At 35.9% G+C, this 20,907-nt stretch carries 17 protein-coding genes; 15 read left to right on the top strand and 2 right to left on the bottom strand.

Annotated elements, in window-relative coordinates; translation table 11 throughout:
- Positions 1-20: 20 nt before the first annotated feature.
- From NST77_RS15790 to NST77_RS15765, 6 genes are all read left to right on the top strand, one after another.
- The gene (locus NST77_RS15790; RefSeq protein WP_303985401.1) at positions 21-839 is read left to right on the top strand and encodes a YitT family protein; all 819 of its coding nucleotides are present in this window, start codon (positions 21-23) and stop codon (positions 837-839) included.
- A 672-nt stretch (positions 840-1,511) separates the two neighbouring features.
- Entirely contained in the window at positions 1,512-2,198 is a 687-nt protein-coding gene (gene ftsE / locus NST77_RS15785) for a cell division ATP-binding protein FtsE (RefSeq protein WP_047943910.1), read from the top strand.
- The gene (gene ftsX / locus NST77_RS15780) at positions 2,188-3,081 is read left to right on the top strand and encodes a permease-like cell division protein FtsX (RefSeq protein ID WP_095330307.1); all 894 of its coding nucleotides are present in this window, start codon (positions 2,188-2,190) and stop codon (positions 3,079-3,081) included. Before ftsE ends, ftsX begins: the two co-directional genes overlap by 11 nt.
- Before the next feature lie 216 nt (positions 3,082-3,297).
- Positions 3,298-4,698: a murein hydrolase activator EnvC family protein gene (locus NST77_RS15775; protein WP_341123182.1), complete on the top strand. Its 1,401-nt coding sequence runs from the start codon at positions 3,298-3,300 to the stop codon at positions 4,696-4,698.
- A 217-nt stretch (positions 4,699-4,915) separates the two neighbouring features.
- A complete protein-coding gene (locus NST77_RS15770) occupies positions 4,916-5,254 on the top strand; it encodes an ArsR/SmtB family transcription factor (protein WP_095330309.1) in 339 nt (112 codons plus the stop codon).
- Positions 5,255-5,548: 294 nt separating this feature from the next.
- Complete coding sequence (locus NST77_RS15765) at positions 5,549-7,726, top strand: heavy metal translocating P-type ATPase (RefSeq protein WP_095330379.1); 2,178 nt, start codon at positions 5,549-5,551, stop codon at positions 7,724-7,726.
- Between the two features lie 102 nt (positions 7,727-7,828).
- Here the strand turns inward: NST77_RS15765 and NST77_RS15760 are convergent, their stop codons facing one another.
- A complete protein-coding gene (locus tag NST77_RS15760) occupies positions 7,829-8,656 on the bottom strand; it encodes a manganese catalase family protein (protein ID WP_095330310.1) in 828 nt (275 codons plus the stop codon).
- Between the two features lie 155 nt (positions 8,657-8,811).
- Between NST77_RS15760 and NST77_RS15755 the strand changes: the two genes are divergently transcribed.
- Positions 8,812-10,233 carry a S41 family peptidase gene (locus tag NST77_RS15755; RefSeq protein WP_095330380.1) on the top strand — a complete coding sequence of 474 codons (1,422 nt, stop codon included), beginning with the start codon at positions 8,812-8,814 and terminating at the stop codon, positions 10,231-10,233.
- Between the two features lie 342 nt (positions 10,234-10,575).
- On the opposite strand, the gene NST77_RS15750 is transcribed toward NST77_RS15755, so the two are convergent.
- Positions 10,576-10,938, bottom strand: a complete 363-nt coding sequence (locus NST77_RS15750) for a winged helix-turn-helix transcriptional regulator (protein ID WP_047943915.1) — start codon at positions 10,936-10,938, stop codon at positions 10,576-10,578.
- Between the two features lie 195 nt (positions 10,939-11,133).
- Between NST77_RS15750 and NST77_RS15745 the strand changes: the two genes are divergently transcribed.
- The 8 genes from NST77_RS15745 to NST77_RS15710 all read left to right on the top strand — a co-directional run bounded on the left by NST77_RS15745 (position 11,134) and on the right by NST77_RS15710 (position 20,898).
- A complete protein-coding gene (locus tag NST77_RS15745) occupies positions 11,134-12,318 on the top strand; it encodes an MFS transporter (RefSeq protein ID WP_095330381.1) in 1,185 nt (394 codons plus the stop codon).
- Complete coding sequence (locus tag NST77_RS15740; RefSeq protein WP_123258223.1) at positions 12,315-13,154, top strand: aldo/keto reductase; 840 nt, start codon at positions 12,315-12,317, stop codon at positions 13,152-13,154. The genes NST77_RS15745 and NST77_RS15740 overlap by 4 nt, the downstream gene beginning before the upstream one ends.
- A gap of 563 nt (positions 13,155-13,717) precedes the next feature.
- A complete protein-coding gene (locus NST77_RS15735) occupies positions 13,718-13,990 on the top strand; it encodes a DUF3923 family protein (RefSeq protein ID WP_164464099.1) in 273 nt (90 codons plus the stop codon).
- Positions 13,991-14,320: 330 nt separating this feature from the next.
- The gene (gene rpiB / locus NST77_RS15730) at positions 14,321-14,767 is read left to right on the top strand and encodes a ribose 5-phosphate isomerase B (RefSeq protein ID WP_341123180.1); all 447 of its coding nucleotides are present in this window, start codon (positions 14,321-14,323) and stop codon (positions 14,765-14,767) included.
- A gap of 236 nt (positions 14,768-15,003) precedes the next feature.
- Positions 15,004-15,867, top strand: a complete 864-nt coding sequence (locus NST77_RS15725) for a 6-phosphofructokinase (protein WP_235850276.1) — start codon at positions 15,004-15,006, stop codon at positions 15,865-15,867.
- Positions 15,868-15,939: 72 nt separating this feature from the next.
- Positions 15,940-17,955 (top strand): transketolase, encoded by a 2,016-nt coding sequence (gene tkt, locus NST77_RS15720; RefSeq protein WP_341123179.1) that lies wholly within the window; start codon positions 15,940-15,942, stop codon positions 17,953-17,955.
- Between the two features lie 393 nt (positions 17,956-18,348).
- On the top strand, positions 18,349-20,403 hold the full coding sequence (locus tag NST77_RS15715) for a BglG family transcription antiterminator (RefSeq protein ID WP_341123178.1): 2,055 nt from the start codon (positions 18,349-18,351) through the stop codon (positions 20,401-20,403).
- Positions 20,404-20,430: 27 nt separating this feature from the next.
- A complete protein-coding gene (locus NST77_RS15710) occupies positions 20,431-20,898 on the top strand; it encodes a PTS sugar transporter subunit IIA (RefSeq protein WP_095330317.1) in 468 nt (155 codons plus the stop codon).
- Positions 20,899-20,907 lie beyond the last annotated feature (9 nt).

Genomic DNA, 20,907 nt, shown 5'->3' with positions numbered 1-20,907 from the left:
AAAAATAGAGGTGTAAAAAAATGAAATGGCGCGAATATATTTATGTGCTAATAGGGTCGGCTTTTGTCGCTTTATCCTTTAATTTATTTTTATTACCTAATAATATTGCATCTGGCGGAGTAAGTGGAATAAGTACTATTACGAAGGCGGTATTTCATTGGGAGCCAGCCTATGTTCAGTGGGCCCTTAATATTCCTTTATTTGTTTTAGGGGTTGTATTATTAGGAAGAAACTTTGGAGTGAAAACATTAATAGGTACCGTATTCTTGCCATTTGTTGTGTATCTCTCTAGAGGATTGGAGCCATGGACCAATGAACCATTATTAGCTGCGATATATGGGGGCATTGGTATTGGCCTAGGAATTGGCATTGTTTTTCGAGGCAAGGCATCTACTGGCGGCACAGATTTAGCCGCACAAATTATCAACAAATATACAGGCATTTCGTTAGGGAAATGTGTAGCTATGATCGATGGCGTAATCGTCATCACCGCTTCTATCGTCTTCAGTATTGAACAAGGTTTATATGCTTTAATTGCCCTATTTGTAACGAGCAAAACCATCGATTTTGTTCAAGTGGGCTTTGGCAGTTCCAAAATGACTTTAATCATTACAGATAAGCAAGAGGAAGTAAGAGAAGGGATTTTAAATAAGATTGACCGTGGTGTAACAAGATTAACAGCGCATGGTGGTTATACAGATTCAGAAAGACCTGTTTTAATGTGTGTCGTAGACCAATCCCAATTTATCAAGCTTAAGCAATTAGTGCAATCAATCGATGATGCAGCTTTTGTTGTTGTAACAGATGCTTCAGAGGTTCTTGGTAGAGGATTTAAATAAATTAATGAGAGTATCTTTTTTAGAGTTGATTCGTGAAATGGGAATTGGACTAAAAAAGATATTTTTTTGTGGGTTTTAACAGAAATAGGAAAAAAAGCTAGCCTGTTTTTGTCGAATTTTCTTTTTAACTCCTATAATGCAGATGAAATTAATTCTATGAACTTTTTTGGACACCTAAAACGCCCCCTTTCATTATGTAAATACTGGATATACCCAGTATATTTTTTAGGTATATATTACTATTTATCAAGAAAAATTACAGAAATAAAGGGGAAATAGGTCGATTTGTAGTACTATAATAATAGGAATTGTTGGCATATGATGAAATTGATAGTACTTTATGTTATGTTTGAAAAGAAAATGTAATAATTTTTTACATTAATTTGTCGTATTATGATGCTATAATAATTTAAGTAAGAAAAGTAACAACCTGCAACTATTTGCAGATTGTCATTTTTAGTCGGTTGAAACTTGTCGAATTTTGGTTTTTGAATCATATGGAAGAGTGGAAGGAATAAGTGAAAGAAATAAAGCTTATTGCTAGAGGATAAATTCATAAACCAAATCACTTCTACCATAACTCTTCAGTGATTCGTTTATGTTTTCAAACTCATATGTACCTTCTTCGCTTTTCAATAATCCATACAAAAAATAATTCAGGTGTGATAATAGATGATAGAAATGAAAAATGTAATGAAGAAGTATGCGAACGGTGTAATAGCCGCTAATGGAATAAATGTTAGGATTAATCAAGGTGAATTTGTTTATGTAGTAGGACCAAGTGGTGCGGGGAAGTCTACATTCATAAAAATGATGTATCGTGAGGAAAAGCCCACTCAAGGAAGTATCCGAATAAATGGTATTAATTTAGAAAAATTAAAAGATAAGAAAGTTCCGTTATTAAGAAGAAACATGGGAGTTGTCTTTCAGGATTTCAAACTCCTTCCTACGTTAACTGTATTTGAAAATGTGGCTTTTGCATTAGAAGTTATTGAAGAAAACCCAAAAAATATAAAGAAAAAAGTCATGGATACTTTAGAGCTAGTTGGATTAAAGCATAAGGCAAGAATGCTGCCAACAGAATTATCTGGAGGAGAGCAGCAGCGTGTTTCGCTTGCGCGCTCGATCGTTAATTCTCCGAAACTAGTAATTGCAGATGAGCCTACAGGTAATCTGGATCCCGAGACATCATGGGATATTATGAATATTTTTGAAACGATAAATAATAGAGGAACAACCATTGTAATGGCAACACATAATCGTGAAATTGTTAATACGATTAAGCATCGTGTTATTGCTATTGAGGGCGGCAGAATTGTAAGGGACGAAACGAGAGGTGAATACGGCTATGAAGGCTAGAACAGTAGCGAGACATACAAGAGAAAGTTTTAAAAGCCTTCTTCGTAATGGTTGGATGACATTTGCCTCTGTCAGCGCAGTAACGATCACATTAATCCTTGTTGGTGTATTTTTCGTTATTATGATGAATTTAAATCATGTAGCGACTTCCCTTGAAGAAAATGTAGAGATCAGAGTGCATATTGATGTGGCAGCAACGAAAGAAGAAAAAAACGCTCTAGAAGAAGAAATTAAGGCGATTCCTGAAGTTGGTAGTGTTATTTTCTCGCCTAAAGGAGAAGAATTGAACAACTTAATCACCAGTCTTGGAGAAGATGGGGATGCCTTTAAACTCTTTGAACAGGATAATCCGTTGAACGACGTATTTGTGGTGAAAACGAAAGATCCAGAGGATACATTAGCTGTAGTAAAGAAGATTGAGAAATTTGAACATGTTGCAAAAGTAAGGTATGGACAAGGAACGGTTGAAAAGCTGTTTAGCGCAATCAATATGAGTAGAAACGTAGGAATTGTCCTGATTATTGGTTTGCTATTTACAGCGATGTTCCTAATCTCTAATACAATTAAGATTACGATTGTAGCAAGAAGAAAAGAAATTGAAATTATGCGTTTAGTCGGAGCGACTAACTGGTTTATTCGCTGGCCATTTTTCTTAGAAGGTATGTGGCTGGGCCTCTTAGGGTCGATTATTCCGATAGCTGCGGTTAGCGCAATATATTACTATGCATATCAGTTCTTAAAAGCAAAATTAGCAGGAAGCTATATTAAAATTTTGGATTATACTCCATTTGTATTCCAAGTATCTACGTTACTCCTAGTAATGGGAGCGGTGATTGGAATATGGGGTTCCGTAATGAGTATCCGCAAGTTTTTAAGAGTGTAAAGTAGTCGTCGATAAATAAATTAGTCTTATGGTCAATAGCTTGAAGAGCGAGAACTACAGTGCTTCAAGCTATTATATTGGAAAAAATGCTACTTTAAAGAGATGTATTGGCAATTGTTTAGACGTGGGATTAAAGAAATAAAACTTATAAAAAGAGAGAAAACATCAGGTTTACCAATTTTAACGATTGGTATACGGGGGAGGAGCTTGTACTAAATGAAAAAGAAACTAGCAAAATTAACACTTGTATCTACACTAAGTGTAAGTAGTATGATCGCATATACATCTATTACGGCATCACCAGTATCTGCCCAAGGTTCACTCAGTGAATTGAATAAGGAAAAAAGTAATCTTGAGAATAAGCATAGCAACGTAAAGAAAAAACTAGATGATTCATCCAATAAATTAGGTGATATCCATTCCCAACAAGATTCAGTAGAAACAGAGATTAAAAGAATAAATACTTCTATCTCTAGTACACAAGTGAAAATCACAGAGAAAAAAGAACAAATTTCCACTACGAAAAAAGAAGTAAAAAAATTAGAGAAGCAAATTGAAGAAGTAAAAGCAAGAATTGAAAAAAGAAATGAATTATTGAAGGAACGTGCAAGATCTTATCAACAAACGGGTGGTATGGTTAATTACCTAGATGTGTTAATGGGTTCGCAAAGCATCAGTGATTTCATTGATAGAGTTGGTGCAGTAGCAACAATCGTAGAAGCGGATCAAACAATCATTAAAGAACAAGAAGCAGATAAAAAGTTATTGGAACAATCAAAAGCTGAGCTGAAGTCAAAATTAAGCTCTCTTGAAACAATGCTTGCTGATCTTGAATCACTAAGTTCTCAATTGAACGCAGAGAAAAAAGAAAAAGATAAATTAATGGCTCAATTGGAAAAAGAAGAAAATCACGTTCATGCAGAAATGCTCTCTTTAGAAGAGGAAGAACAGTTATTGAAGGATCAACAAGTGGCGATGGAAAAAGCAATCAAGTTAGAAAAGGAAAGACAAGCTGAATTAGCAAGACAAGCAGCAGAAGCAGAAAAACAACGAAAAGCAGAGGAAGCTAAGGCTGCGGCTGAAAGAGCGGCTGCACAAAAACAAGCGGCTAATAATACAAAGGCTACTTCCAAAGCAGTTTCAAAGACAACTGCTTCATCTAATGGCGGAAGCAATTCTCCTGCATCCAAGCCAAAAACTTCTGTATCATCTGGCAGCTTTACCCGACCAGCAGGCGCAGGATATTTATCTTCAGGGCTAGGGCATCGTTGGGGTACTTTCCATGCAGGTGTTGATATTGCAGCGACTGGAACAGTTCCAATATACGCAGCTGCTGATGGCGTAGTTATTAGATCATATCCTTCAACCAGTTATGGACAAGTTATTTTTATTAGTCATTATATTAATGGTCAACAATACACAACCGTGTATGCACATATGAGAGAAGGCAGTCGTTTAGTAAATGCTGGCGATGTCGTTTCCAAAGGACAACAAATCGGTACAATGGGTAATACAGGTGATTCTACTGGTCAGCATTTACATTTCGAATTGCATAAAGGACCATGGAATCAAGCGAAATCAAATGCTATTAACCCAGTTGGAATTGTTCCATTGTAATAGATTAGTATAGTATTAGTTTATCCGAAATAAGGAGAGTTAAACATAATCTCTTTATTCTCCTATAACCTGACTTTATGGCGTTCATATTAAATGAACGCCATTGTTTTTTGTAGTAAGAACCGAGCTGAACAAGAATCATGTTACTACAGAAAGCAATCATTTCTATGCTATAATAGATGGAAAGGTTTGTAATAATGAAGGGGTAAGAATAGAGATGAGCGAATTTAATGAGAAAAAGGAATCAATGAATCCCATAAATAAGTCTGAATTGGATGAAGAAACATTATTTATTGTTTCTCAAACGTTTAAAGCATTATCAGATCCTACCAGAATAAAAATTCTCCATCTATTATCAAAAAAACAACATTCTGTTAATGAAATAGCGGAAAGCCTAAGTATGCTCCAATCCACGGTTTCTCATCAGCTTCGCTTCCTTAAGAATTTGCGCTTAGTTAAATATAAGCGCGAAGGAACTACGATGATTTATTCTTGTGATGATGAGCATGTAATGGGCGTGTTAAAACAAATGATTGATCACGCAAGACATCATTAAAAAATACCAATTATCTAGACTGTAGATGCTTCTATATAATAGATAGATGCTGTACTGCCCCTAAATTGTTAGACATCAAATCTAACGATTTAGGGGTGTTTTTATAGCCGTTGCAGATTAGAGGTTTTTTGCTCTAGATTTGAATGGTTTTTTTATAAAAAATCAGAAAATAGATTGACACTTTTATTAGACTATTCATATAATATAAATATGAGTATATGAATAATTGTTCATATATTAAGAGTGGAAGCAATTGTGTATAATAAATTAAATTTAAAGAAAGTAGGGAAAGAAATGGAGGAAGAGAAGCAGCTACGGAAAAAAGAATTTATATTAGAAGGCTTAGATTGTGCAAATTGTGCAATGAAAATAGAAAATGGAATAGCATCCATTAATGGAGTTAGAGAATGCACGGTTAACTTTGCTACACAAACATTACAATTACAGGTGGATGAAATAGAAGAAAAGAGTATTTTAGCAAAAGCGGAAAAAACAATTTCAAGACTAGAACCACATGTGAAGATGGTAGAAAAGAGGAAAAAGGCTACTTCTCCATCTCCTGATCATTCGCATCATCACGAACATGGTCATGGTCATGAGCATTCCCATGACCATGGTACAGAGAATATAAAGAGATTAGTTGGAAGATTAGTAGCGGGAACATTTGTTGCAGCAATTGGATTTTTTGCTCCTTTAACCGGAATAATGGAATTCGCTCTTTTCTTTTTGGCCTATTTAATTGTTGGAGGAGACATTTTATTTAGAGCGATAAAAAATATTTTACGTGGGCAAATATTTGATGAGCATTTTCTGATGTCTATCGCTACATTAGGAGCCTTTGCCATTCAGGAATATCCTGAAGGAGTAGCTGTTATGCTTTTTTATCAAATAGGCGAGTTATTTCAAGGGATAGCTGTCAATCGTTCTAGAAAATCGATTACTAGCTTAATGGATATACGACCAGACTATGCCAATGTAAAAGATGGATCTGAACTGAAGAAGCTATCTCCAGAGCAAGTGAACATTGGCGATATTATTATTGTGAAGCCTGGAGAGAAAATCCCGCTTGATGGGCGAGTGATAGAAGGAAGCTCTTCTGTTGATACATCCGCTTTAACAGGAGAGTCCATTCCGCGAGATATAGAAATTGGCAATGAGGTACTTAGTGGTTATATTAATAATCATGGTTTATTAACAATCGAAGTGACAAAGGACTTTGGAGAATCAACTGTTACGAAAATACTGGAGCTTGTTCAAAATGCCAGTAACCGCAAAGCGCCTACCGAAAATTTTATTACTAAATTTGCAAGATATTATACGCCGGTAGTTGTAATAACAGCTGCATTATTAGCTATCGTACCACCTCTCTTAATAAGTGGTGCTACTTTCTCAGACTGGCTGTATCGAGCCCTTGTCTTTCTTGTTATCTCTTGTCCTTGTGCGCTTGTTGTTTCGATTCCATTAGGATTCTTTGGCGGAATTGGCGCAGCTTCTAAAAAAGGAATTTTAGTAAAAGGAAGCAATTATTTAGAAGCTTTAAATGATGTGAAGTATGTGGTTTTTGATAAAACTGGTACTTTAACAAAAGGAGTATTTGAAGTAGACTCCATTCACCCAGCACCTAGAATTGCAGAAGAAGAAGTGCTGGAATATGCAGCATATGCAGAAGTGCATTCTAATCATCCAATTGCTGAATCCATTCGCAAAGCATATCAAAGACAGATCATAGAGGAACGCATAGGAGAATATCAAGAATTATCGGGTCATGGAATTTTGGTTGAGCTAGATGGAAAAAAAGTGTTAGCTGGTAATCAAAAATTAATGATCAAAGAAAATATCAATTATTTACCAAACGAAGAAGTCGGAACAGTTATTTATGTGGCAGCAGATCAAGAGTTCATCGGTTCTATTGTTATTTCTGATCAGATAAAAGAAGATGCAGAGAAAGCTATTCAACTACTAAAAGAGCAAGGAATTAAGAAAACAGTGATGTTAACTGGTGATGCTCAAAAGGTTGGCGCGAAGATTGGGTCTCTTTTAAAAATAGATGAAGTTCATGCAGAATTATTGCCACAGCATAAAGTAGAAGAAATCGAAAAGCTTGATCAGCATAAGCAAGCAAAGGAAAAAATTCTCTTTATTGGAGACGGTATTAATGATACCCCTGTTTTAGCAAGAGCAGATGTGGGAATGGCAATGGGAGGTTTAGGTGCTGATGCAGCAATAGAGGCAGCAGATATCGTCCTTATGACAGATGAGCCTTCTAAGATAGCCACTGCACTCTCTGTTGCAAAACGTACACGTCGAATCGTCTGGCAGAACATAATATTTGCACTAGGAGTTAAAGCAATCTTTCTCCTTCTAGGTGCATTTGGGATTGCAACGATGTGGGAAGCAGTTTTCTCAGATGTAGGTGTTACTGTACTTGCCGTTCTTAATGCAATGAGAGTATTGCAAGTGAAAGGGATATAAAGAGAGGATTTCGGAGAGAAGAATTGCATTTATTCTACTTCAAGGAAAAACGGAGCTAGTGTTTACGACTGGCTCCGTTTTTTTTATGAATGAAATTGTCTCCTATTTAAGATTAGGAGGAGTATTATGTTCAGCTGGAGGAGCAGGCTTTAATTTAGGTGCAGAACCAAATGGTGGTACATCTCGGACATATTGGAATGTCCCCATGCCATCCATGCTTGGTCCAGATGCCCATCTCCCCTTACTGCTTTCGTCTCCCATCGAATGATTAAGAAAGAGATAAGATACTTCTGTCTTTTCTAAATGTCTAGGGAAAGTGCTTGGTACAACTACGCCTTCTTTTTGCTCTAATTCGTAAATTGCGGCAAGCCATTGGTTTTGATGCATCGTGTCACGGGCGATTAGAAATGATAACATATCTTTTATGCCTCGATCATCGGTTTGCTCAAACAACCGGACTGCTTGAAGTCTACCTTGCGATTCTGCATTTAAATTTGCGCGCATATCTGCTAGTAGATTTCCACTTGCAGCTACATAACCTCCATTCCAAGGTACCCCTACGCTATCTTTGGGCATTGCGGCAAGTCCTGAAACAATCGCATGCTGCGGGTTCATTCCCCCAATAATAGCAGCCATTGCTGGATTTGTTGCAGCTGCTGTTTCAAGCTCGGTAACGGGCGCATCATCTAATAATCTTGCCACCATGGTTGATAATAATTCAATATGACCAATTTCTTCTGTTCCCGTATCTAATAATAAATCACGATATTTATCATTTTTTCTTGTTCCCCAAGCTTGAAATAAATATTGATTCATAACGGACATTTCTCCAAATTGTCCACCAATTAGTTCTTGTATTTTTTTCGCGAAAACTGGATCGGGTCTCTCCGGTTTTGCTTCATAGGCTAGCTCTTTAATGTGAAAAAACATTGGTTCCCCTCCTCATAAAATACTCTATATACTATGCAAGCTTTCTTTATAGGTACGTGTCCTGTTTAAAAAATAGTTTCAATCATAAGTTGTCCGAGCCCTTCATATACATAAAAAAGGATAAATATATCGTGGTAGAAGAAGGGACGATTGCAATGAATCGGAAGTGGTTGGCTATTTATATGGCAGGCTCCTTATTAGCAGGATCAGGAATGACTTATATAGGAATAAATATGTTAGAAAAAAGACAGGAGGAACAATTAAATAATCAAACAATGGAGGCTGGTTCGCTTGATAAATTGGATAAAGCCTATCAAATAATCTTGCAAAACTATGTGGAAAATGTAGACAAGCAAAAGTTAGAAGATGGTGCAATAAGAGGGATGCTGGCTACATTGGAGGATCCATACTCTGTTTACATGGATCAAGAAGCTGCCAAGCAATTTGAACAAGCTCTTGATTCTTCTTTTGAAGGAATTGGTGCAGAAATTAGTATAGAGGAGGATAAAATGATCATAGTATCACCAATAAAAGGATCTCCAGCAGAAAAAGCAGGTATTAAAGCTCAAGATCAAATCATTTCGGTAAATGGAGAAAATGTAGAAGGAAAAGATCTTAATGATGTTATCGGCCAAATCAGAGGGGAAAAAGGATCAAAGGTAGAATTAGAAATAAAGCGAGCAACAGTCGATAAACCATTAAAAATGGAAATTGTCCGCGATGAAGTACCCCAAATAACAGTTTATTCTGATATCAAAAAAGATGGCGGAGAAAAGATTGGTTATATAGAAATTACATCATTTTCTAAAGATACTGCAAGTGAGTTTGAAAAGGAATTAAACAAATTAGAGAAGAATGGCATTTCAAGTCTAATTTTAGACGTACGTGGTAATCCTGGTGGCTTGCTAACAAGTGTAAATGCGATCGTAGAACAATTTTTAACAAATAAAAAACCTTATGTGCAAGTAGAGAATCGAAATGGAGATCGTGAACAGTTTTATTCTGATTTGAAGAAACAAAAGGAATATCCAGTTGTAGTATTGATTGATAATGGAAGTGCATCGGCGTCCGAAATTTTAGCTGCTGCCTTAAAAGAGGGAGCTGGTTATCCGCTAATTGGCGAAAATTCATTTGGAAAGGGAACCGTCCAACAGCCTATATTAATGGATGATGGCAGTGAAATCAAATTAACAGTTTCTAAATGGCTTACTCCTGATGGAAATTGGATTCATAAACAAGGAATAAAACCCACTATCGATGTCGAGCAAACGGACTTATATCATACCCATCCTTTGCAGATTGTAGATTCACTTAAGCTGGAGGATAATGATGAGCAGGTTCAATACGCACAAGAAATTTTAACAAGCTTAGGATTTACAACAGATAGGCAAGATGGCTATTATAGTCCGCAAACAGAAGTAGCTGTAAGAGCATTCCAAAGCAAAAATGCACTGGAGGTTACTGGTGTAATAGATGGAAAAACAGCTGCAAAGCTGGAGGAAGCTGTTAGAACAGAAAAACAAAAAGACGAAAACGATATTCAATTACAAACAGCTATCCGCTATTTAGTTCATTAATAAAACGTGGTACACAAGGATTTCAGCCAAATATAAAGCCGAACAATTATACGAAGATACTATTAGGTATATCGGATAATTGTTCGGCTTATTTTATTTAAAGAAAGAAGGTTTGTGGACATCACCCGCAGACTGAATACGCTTCGCCTTCCAGGGGCTGCACCTAAGCTTCATTATCACTGCATTGTCCATGATGATAATGTAGGTTCATAATATAGCCTGTCTTCTACACCTAAAGATACTGTGTTCTAAAACTTGCTCTCCGGTGCTGCAGCGCAATGGAAAAAAGGGGTTTCTAGCTAAATTAGAAGATGTTCATCTTTGTCCACTCTCTATAATGTTTTATTTATTTAACACACTATCTTCCAGCATTAAGTTCTTATCTCCGTATATTTTTGTGATATGAGTATCTCCCCATTCACAAAGTGCATTTAAAATAGGCTCTAAACTTTTTCCATAGTCACTTAATTCATATTCTACTTTCGGTGGTATTTGTTGATAGATTATGCGATTAATAACACCATCTTCTTCTAATTCTCTTAATTGTTGTGTAAGCATTTTTTGCGTAATATTTGGCATTAATCGTTTTAATTCACTTGTTCTTTTTTTGCCATGTGTTAAGTGGCACAAAATCACACACTTCCATTTACCGCCGATTACTTCTAAAGTGGCTTCAACTGATATATTATATTTTTTATTTTCCATAATAACCTCCATTTTATAGGAACTTTTTTGTACCTATATTACCTTTAAGTTCCTACATTACAAAAAAGTACGTACTTTTCTATTTGTCTTATATGATTCATAATAACACTTGCCGGTTAAAATGCAAAACTACAAAAAATACCACTAGTGGTTAGCGATATATGTAAGAGGAGGAAAAGGAAGTTGAAGCAAAATATGAATACTTTTGCGTTAATAGCCTTGGCTGTTAGTGCTTTTGCTATTGGTACTACTGAATTCATAAGCGTTGGATTATTACCTTTGATTGCCGATGACTTTCGGGTAGGGATTACAACAGCAGGATTAACTGTTTCTATTTATGCACTGGGCGTCACATTCGGAGCTCCAGTTTTGACAGCCATTACCTCTAATATTTCACGAAAATCTTTATTATTGTGGATCATGATTGTTTTTATTATTGGTAATAGTATGGCTGCAATTGCTCCAAATATCACTATTTTACTGATTGCACGTATTGTATCAGCTTTTGCTCACGGTATATTTATGTCGATTGGTTCCACGATAGCAGCAGATTTAGTAGCGAAAGAAAAAAGAGCAAGTGCTATCTCTATCATGTTCTCCGGATTAACGGTTGCCACTGTAACAGGAGTTCCCTTTGGGACATTTATCGGTCAGCACTTTGGCTGGAGATTAGCATTTATCACCATTGTTATTATTGGAATCATAGCGTTTATCGCCAATAGTTTGCTTGTGCCAAGTAACTTATCTAAAGGAGGCCGAGCAACCTTTAAAGATCAGTTGCAGTTAGTTACAAATCCACGACTATTAATGCTTTTTTTAATTACAGCATTAGGCTATGGAGGAACATTTGTTGTTTTCACGTATCTTTCTCCATTACTGCATGAAGTAACTGGCTTTCAGCAAAATACAGTTGCTGGGATTTTACTATTGTATGGTGTAGCAATTGCCATAGGTAATATGATTGGCGGCAAGCTATCCAACAAAAACCCGCTTCGGGCATTATTTTTTATGTTTATTATCCAAGCTATTATCCTATTTGTTTTGTCCTTTACCCTTCCATTTAAGGTAATTGGCTTAATAAGTATTCTTTTCATGGGCTTATTAGCATTCATGAATGTTCCAGGGCTGCAGGTTTATGTAGTAATGCTAGCAGAACGCTATGTACCAAGTGCAGTAGATGTAGCCTCTGCTGTTAATATTGCAGCTTTTAACGCAGGAATAGCAATCGGTTCTTACTTGGGAGGAATAGTGACCAATTCATTGGGGCTTATCCATACTTCATGGGTAGGCGGAATTATGGTTATTGCCGCTATTATCCTGACTGGTTTCAGTTTAATTTTAGAAAAAAATTCATTGCAAAAAGGAGTAATAACACGATGAAAAACTTACAAGATACAATTCAACTAACAAACGGAATCAAAATGCCTTGGCTAGGATTAGGAGTATTTAAAGTGGAGGAAGGGCAAGTGCTTGTGGATGCTGTAAGCTCTGCAATTAAGAATGGCTACCGTAGTATTGATACAGCGGCTATTTATGCTAATGAAGCAGGGGTTGGCGAAGGCATAAAGAGGGGTATGAAAGAAGCAGGCATTACAAGAGATGATTTGTTTATTACCTCAAAAGTATGGACAGATGATTTAGGATATGAAGAAACAATAAAGGCATATGAAGTAAGCTTAGAAAAGCTCGGACTCGATTATTTAGATTTATATCTTATTCACTGGCCAAAAGAAGGAAAATATAAAGACGCATGGAAAGCGTTAGAAACACTATATAAACAAGGCAGGGTAAAAGCAATTGGAGTAAGTAATTTTCAAATCCATCATTTAGAAGACCTGATGAAAGATGCGGAAATGAAACCAATGATTAATCAAATTGAATTGCATCCAAGACTTACACAAAAAGAATTAATAGCGTATTGCCAAGAGCAAGGCATACAGGTGGAAGCATGGTCTCCATTAATGCAAGGACAATTATTCGATCAGCCGGAATTAGTGGAAATAGCTGCAAAACATCAGAAATCTGTTGCACAAGTAATTATTCGTTGGGACTTGCAAAATGGAATTATTACGATTCCTAAATCCGTTAAAGAGCACCGTATCATCGAAAATGGAAATGTTTTTGATTTCACGTTATCAAAAGAAGAAATGGCACAAATTGATGCCTTAAATTTGGATCAACGAGTTGGTCCTGATCCAGATAATTTCGATTTTTAATGGAGCATTAATCCCGTTTCGGAAAAGAAACAAATAAAAGTAGTACGAAAGGGTGGGACATAAGTATTTCAATCAAATATAGCCCCGAACAATTATACGTACACACTAAAAAAATTCGTATAATTGTTCGGGGTTAATTAAATTTAAGAAAGAAGGTTTGTGGTAATCACCCGCAGCCTGAATACACTTCGCTTTCCTTGAGGCGAGCGCCAAGCCTCCTCGTCACTACGTTCCTGCGGGTCCTTGGACTTTCTCGCAGCTCCCGTAGGAGTCTATGTGTATTCAGGCTGCTCTGTTTTTTTCTAGTAATTTTAGTTTGCTGAAAAACTAAATAATCTTTAAAAACGGAGTGAAATGGAACGAATTGGTTTCACCATTAAATTAGAGATTGTTTGTCTTATTCATTATATATTTTGTTTTGTCCAGCCACTTTTGAAAACATCTGAATAAGCATACAAATAAGTTCGCAGCCAAATTAGTAATAATAACAGTTAATAAGTCATTATATCAATTACTTATATTCTAAAATTAGGGTGGAAATCAAAAAAATGTAACCTTTTCTCTTGAATTACCGTAATACAATTTGTGCAGAAATTAGTAATGAAGGAAGGAGAAAAAAGGTGAAACTCTGGTGGATTGCAAATGTTTTTTGGGTAGTCGTTTTTTCAATACTATCGATTATCATCGCAACAAGGCAAATAGATGGATCAGGGGCTGTGCAAACTCCTGAAATCAGAATTATTACATTTATAATTTTGGCCGTTCCATTTGTATTTATCCTTATAGTCCAATTAATTTGGTTTTATTTTATTCACAAAAGAACAAGACATTCTTAGTTCAGCTATCCTATGAATAAATAATTGTAATGCTTTCTTGTAAACTAATATATTTAGTTCACAAGAAAACATCCAAACAAAGAACGAGAGAATTTTAAAATTCATCGTTCTTTGTTTGTTTTTAAATATTACTAAATACATTGGGTTGGACTAAAGTATGTTATCACACAAATTTCTATATGGTCTGGGAATTGTTTAGGTATAGATCTTATTCCCATTTGTTTGTGGTTGAAAATTAATAAAGTTTTCACATGCAACCGAATACAAATAATAGTTTTTATGTTAGAATACATCTGAAATAGAACCATCTTATCTAGAAAGGATGAGTTTATGAAAATTGCAATAGCCAGTGATCATGGTGGATATCAGTTAAAGGAAGCAGTAAAAGCCCATCTTCATAATGCGGGGATGGAAGTAAAAGATTTTGGCTGTCATAGTAGAGAAAGTGTGGATTTTCCAGATTATGCAAAAAGTGTTGGTGCATCGATTGTGAATGGTGAAAACCAACTAGGTATTTTATGCTGTGGAACAGGAATAGGCATGAGTATTGCTGCCAATAAAATCACTGGAATTCGTGCAGCGGTTGTTGGTGATGTCTTCTCAGCAAAGGCAACAAGAGAGCATAATGATAGCAATATTCTTTGTTTAGGAGAAAGAGTGACTGGGGAAGGACTAGCGTGTTTAATAGTAGATACTTGGTTAAATGCAGAATTTTTAGGCGGCAGACATGAAAAGCGTATCAGTGGAATTAAAGAATTAGAATCATATTATTGTTAATAGTAGGACAAATTAACCTCGGATTTGTTAAATGAAACATATTATAACTTGTACGTACTATTAATAGGTTATACTAAATATGTATGGTTTATTCTTGGTAAGTTGTATGCTATAATGAGTTTGGAAAAATATATCACGGAGAAGAAAAGGGAAATTGGTCCTTTTTCTTCAATAAGTATGTACATTTTTCTGTATATTATTAGTTACTTAATAGCTTGTAAAGGTTAGGGGGTAAGGTGTTGAAGGTTGGTGTAATTGTCTTAGGTTGTTTGCCTTCGGGAGTAAAGCAAATTCTTCATCGCTTATATGAAGAGTTATCTTCTAAGCATCAACTATTTGGAATGGAAATAGATAGAAAGTCCGGTGAAGTCAATTATACAGAGATAAAAGAAGTGAGTGATTCACCATACTTAAGCCATACTATCTTAAAGGTAAGCGCTGCACCAGTAAATAATCTATGGGAACAAACATTTGCTCCAATGGATATGACTGTTGTATTGGGGGATGCGCAGGCAAAAGAAATATGGCAAACTTCTATAGCTGATAAAGAAGCGCTACGTACATTATTTGTCCCAGTTTCCGTCTATAATAATATTAAAGGAAATGATTGGACTCTAGGATATGATACCGCACTGAACAGTATTACTCAGAATGTGTTAAAGGTTCAAGATACCATTCATTCTCTTAAATATGATAAGCCAAGATTATTTGGTTTTTCGATAGAGGGTAACCCATCGACTAATATGCTGCAGGATATCTCTCTTGCGGTGGATGGTAACTATTTAGCAGTAGATTACGAGGAAGAGGAAATTACCACTTTATGTGATGCGATAAAGAAAAGCTATACATATACAAAAACATCTAATGTTCTAATATATAGCCAAGCTTTACAAGAGGTAATCGAAAATTCAGTTATTAGTAAGCTAGAGGTAGATTGGAAATATACAGAAATTGACGAAGCATTATGTATGGGAGTAAACCCAACAGCCATCGATCGAATCCTAGCAAATGAACTTGCGGATGAAGTCTTGCGATGGATAAAGAATAATTGCTTAACAGGTGAACTCACCGTTCAAAAGGATGGAATTCAATTTAAATAAACGCTAAGCCAAAAGAAATAAACTCTTTTTAATTTTGGCTAGCATTAAATAAATCAAAAAAGGATGAGGAAAATGAGTAATCAAGTAAAAACAGATATCGAACAATTAGCTATTAACACAATCCGTACTTTATCCATTGATGCAATTGAAAAGTCTAATTCTGGTCACCCAGGAATGCCAATGGGGGCAGCGCCAATGGCTTATACATTATGGGCTAAGGAAATGAATCATAATCCGGCTAATCCTAACTGGTTCAACCGTGACCGTTTCGTTTTATCAGCTGGACATGGTTCTATGCTTCTATATAGCTTGCTGCACCTTTTCAATTACGGTGTTACTGTAGATGACTTAAAGAACTTCCGTCAATGGGGAAGCAAAACTCCAGGACATCCAGAATTTGGACACACACCAGGTGTGGAAGCTACTACTGGTCCATTAGGACAAGGTATTGCGATGGCTGTTGGGATGGCAATGGCAGAAAGACATCTTGCAGAAACCTATAATAAAGAAAATTATCCAGTTGTTGACCATTATACGTACAGCATCTGCGGTGATGGTGATTTAATGGAAGGCGTATCTGCAGAAGCAGCGTCTCTTGCAGGTCATTTAAAATTAGGAAGACTAGTAGTATTATATGATTCCAATGATATTTCTTTAGATGGTGATTTAAATCTCTCTTTCTCTGAAAGTGTTCAAAAGCGCTTTGAAGCATATGGATGGGAAGTTATTCGTGTAGAAGATGGCAATGACTTAGCTGAAATTCAAGCGGCAATTGCTCAAGCGAAAAAATCAGATATACCGACATTAATTGAAGTGAAAACAGTTATTGGCTATGGTTCTCCGAATAAAGGCGGAAAATCTGCATCACATGGTGCACCACTTGGAGCTTCTGAAACACAATTAGCAAAACAAACATATGGTTGGGCATATGAAGAAGCATTCCACGTTCCAGCAGAAGTATCGGAGCATTATGCGGCACTAGCACAAGAAGGTGCAGAAAAAGAGAAAGCTTGGAATGAGCTTTATGAAAATTATAAAGCAGCATATCCAGAATTAGCTACTCAATTAGAAACAGCTATTAAAGGAGAACTACCTGCTGATTTACAAGAAAAATTACCAGAATTTAATGCTGGAGATTCTATGGCGACAAGAGATTCTTCTGGGAAAACAATTCAAGCAATTGCTAGTGCGGTTCCTGCTTTCTTCGGTGGTTCTGCAGACCTTGCTGGTTCGAACAAAACATTAATGACTAGTGAGAAAAACTTTGCCATTGATGGATATGCCGGCAGAAATATCTGGTTTGGTGTACGTGAATTTGCAATGGGTGCGGCATTAAACGGATTAGCACTGCATGGTGGAGTAAAAGTATTTGGCGCAACATTCTTCGTGTTCTCTGATTATTTGCGCCCAGCAATCCGCTTAGCAGCATTAATGAAATTACCAGTAACATATGTATTTACACATGATAGTATTGCTGTCGGAGAAGATGGTCCAACACATGAGCCTGTTGAACAACTTGCTTCCTTACGTGCAATGCCAGGGCTTTCTATCATTCGTCCAGCAGATGCAAAAGAAACAGCAGCTGCATGGCAACTGGCAATTGAAAGCACAGATACTCCAACAGCACTAGTGTTGACTCGTCAAAACTTACCAACATTAGATTTAACAAAAGCAGAAGCATACGAAGGCGTGAAAAAAGGTGCTTATACAGTTGTAGCTGGTAAAGAAGCTGCTCAGGCATTAATCTTAGCATCTGGTTCAGAAGTATCTCTTGCAATCAAGGCACAAGCGGCTTTAGCAGAAGAAGGAATTTCTGTAAATGTAGTAAGTATGCCAAGCTGGGATCGTTTTGAAAAACAATCTCTTGAATATAAAGAAAGTGTATTGCCAGAAAGTGTTCAAGCACGTGTTGCAATCGAGGCTGGTGCATCTCTAGGCTGGAGAGAATACATCGGTTCTAAAGGGGAGCACATTACAATTGATCATTTCGGTGCATCTGCTCCAGCAGATAAATTATTCCAAGAGTATGGATTTACTGTTGAGAATGTTGTGGCAAAAGTAAAATCATCTATCGCAAAAGCAAAATAATATCCGCAAGTTTCTAGGTGAAAAGGACAGAAGCTAATAACCATGTGAGATGGTTATTAGCTTCTTTTTTGTACAAAGAAAAAGAAGTAGGCGCCAATGAAAAAATAAAATTGTTAAATCTTGTCTTAGGAATCGATGTCAACTTTATCATTAGTTTAAGTAGCAAAAGTAGTTAAATACAGTCACAATAGAGAAATATGCTTCATGCTGTATATACATAATCAGATTAATCTTGGCAACAAGTTTGTATTTATGATAGAAGGAGAAAAGAAGGGGATTTGTGCAAGTTAATCACTTAGTGACACAATTCACAAACTAGTAATGGAAATGAAAACGGATACAATATCTTGTTTTTACATGCTACAATGAAATCAAGTTAAGAGGTGATAGATAATGTATCTTGACGAAAGAAGTAATATCTTATTAAAGGAAGTATTGAGTAATCCCGATACTTCTAACATAAAGCTAGAGAAAAAATTTCAGTTATCTAGAAGGCAAGTTAGTTACAGTTTTCAGAAGATTAATGATTGGCTTGAATCGAATAATTATCCAGCTATCAAAAGAACAAATGGCGGAAAATTCATTATTAGCCCAGTCATTATGGAATTATTCGCTGAAAAGACAGATGAACAGATGGATAAACATTATATTCCATCTGAAACGGAAAGAGCTCAATTTATTCTATTGTATATTATCAGTAGCAATGAAGAGCTTTCCTTACTGCATTTTACTACCGCCTTAGGTGTAAGTAAAAACACGGTCCTTCGTGATATGAAAAATGTTCAGCAAATGATTGAACCATACGAGCTTGAAGTTAGTTATTCAAGAATGAAAGGATATGAATTAAAAGGAAAGGAATGGGATGTCCGAAAATTATTAGTGGAAGTATTGGAAAATATCTTATCGATTTATAATGGAGAAGTTTATATTCAAAAGTTTATTGATATATCAAAAGACAATCTGACAACGATTAAAGAAAGGCTTGCAGAAGTCGAAAGCAGTTTACACCTTCAGTTTATTGATGAACGAATTAATCTTTTGCCATATATTTTAGCAGTCATACTAAAGCGTATTCAACAAGGGAAAGTAATTCAAGATTTTTACCATATTGATTATCGCTCCTTGTCCGATACGAAAGAATTTATTGCTGCAGAAATCTTGATTAAAGATATGAAAGCTATTCCGAAAGAAGAGCATCTGTTTTTGACCTTGCAGCTGCTTACATCCAAAATATTATCTGCACAGTTTTTAGCTGATCACCAAATCCCAGAGCTGACGAGGGCCTTGGAACAATTTCTTCATACTTTTGAATATAAAGCGTGTATAGCCTTCAAGGATAAAGCGGCATTACTTGAAAGATTAGTTCTTCATATGAAGCCTGCTTATTATCGAATGAAATATAATCTAACGACGAATTACACGATGATGGAAAAAGTAAGCGAAGAATTTGAAACAATTCATTTTATTGTAAAGGATTCGATTTCTCCAGTAGAAGAATATATCGGCTGTCCCATACCAGAAAGTGAACTAATGTTCATCACCATCTTCATTGGCGGACATTTAATCAGCTCAGGAGAAACAATTCAGAAGAAGAAGAAAGCGGTCGTTGTTTGTCCAAATGGTGTATCGATATCACGCCTAATGGAAAGCACATTACGTGAGTTATTCCCTGAATTTTACTTTTATCATGCTTTATCTATTCGGGAATTTCAACAACTTAATTACCAAGTGGATATTATTTTTTCACCAGTGCCTTTGCAAACGGATACAAAGCAATTTGTCATTAATCGCATATTAACAGATTTTGAAAAAGTTCAGCTTAGACAAAGAGTATTAAGAGAAATATTTGACTTAAATACTAGTGTGATCAACATTGAACAATTAATGGGGAAAATTGAGAAATATGCTTCTATAAAAGATAAAGAGTCTTTGCGCAGTACGTTACAAGAACATTTCTCCATTACACCAGCTAATGATTCACAAGAACCAATGGCGAAGACAGATTTATCCCTTTCCTCTCTCTTAGCACCAAAAATGATTACCGTGGTGAAAAGAATAGAAGGTTGGCAGCAAGGAATCCAACTTGCAGCAGAAAAGCTGCTGAAAAATGGCAGCATCACAGAAAATTATATTGCAGAAATGGTGAAACAGTATCCTACAATGGTACAGCATATCTTACTAAGAAACGTAATAGCCATACCTCATGCAGGACCAGAAGATGGTGTAAATAATGTCGGCATGAGCTTATTAAAAATAGAAGAAGGTATTCCATTTAATGATAACGTTTGCGTCCATTTTATTGTGGTATTGGCATCTACAGATAAGCATAAACATCTTTATGCATTAAGACAGCTGATGAAGTTATCAAAAAATGAAGAAGATATCAGCAATTTAAAAAACAGTAATGATTCCAATCAACTATATGAAATCATTAAAAAATATTCTTAAAGTTAAGTGAAAGTGGAGGAGTTTAAAATGGCAGTTGCTTCATTTATTAAAGAAAGTTTAATAAACATCGGATTAAAGGTAGAAAATCAAGATGAGCTTTTCCATGCAATGTTCGAAAAGGCATATGAGCAAGGCTTTGTAAAAGAAACCTTTCTACCGAAAATTAAAGAGAGAGAATCGATCTTCCCAACAGGGCTCAGTGTCAATAATTATAGTATCGCTATCCCTCATACAGATCCGGAACATGTAGTGGAGCAATTTATCGCCGTTTCTGTTTTAGAAAAACCAGTATCCTTTCATTTAATGGAAGATAATACAAAAACAACGGAGGTGCAAGCTGTATTAATGCTTGGCTTAAATCAACCACATAGCCAAATTGAGGTTCTACAGGAGTTAATGCAGGTTATCCAAGTAGAAGAGCATCTTGAAAAGCTTATTCATGCAAAGGATAAATCAGATATAACATTATTATTTGAAAGCATTAAAATTTCATGAAAGGTGGTG

It is taken from the genome of Niallia sp. FSL W8-0177 (assembly GCF_038006285.1).
GTDB classification, from domain to species: Bacteria; Bacillota; Bacilli; order Bacillales; family Cytobacillaceae; genus Niallia; species Niallia circulans_A.
Note: the sequence above shows the minus strand (reverse complement) of the source record. Positions and strands in the feature narration are given on the sequence as shown.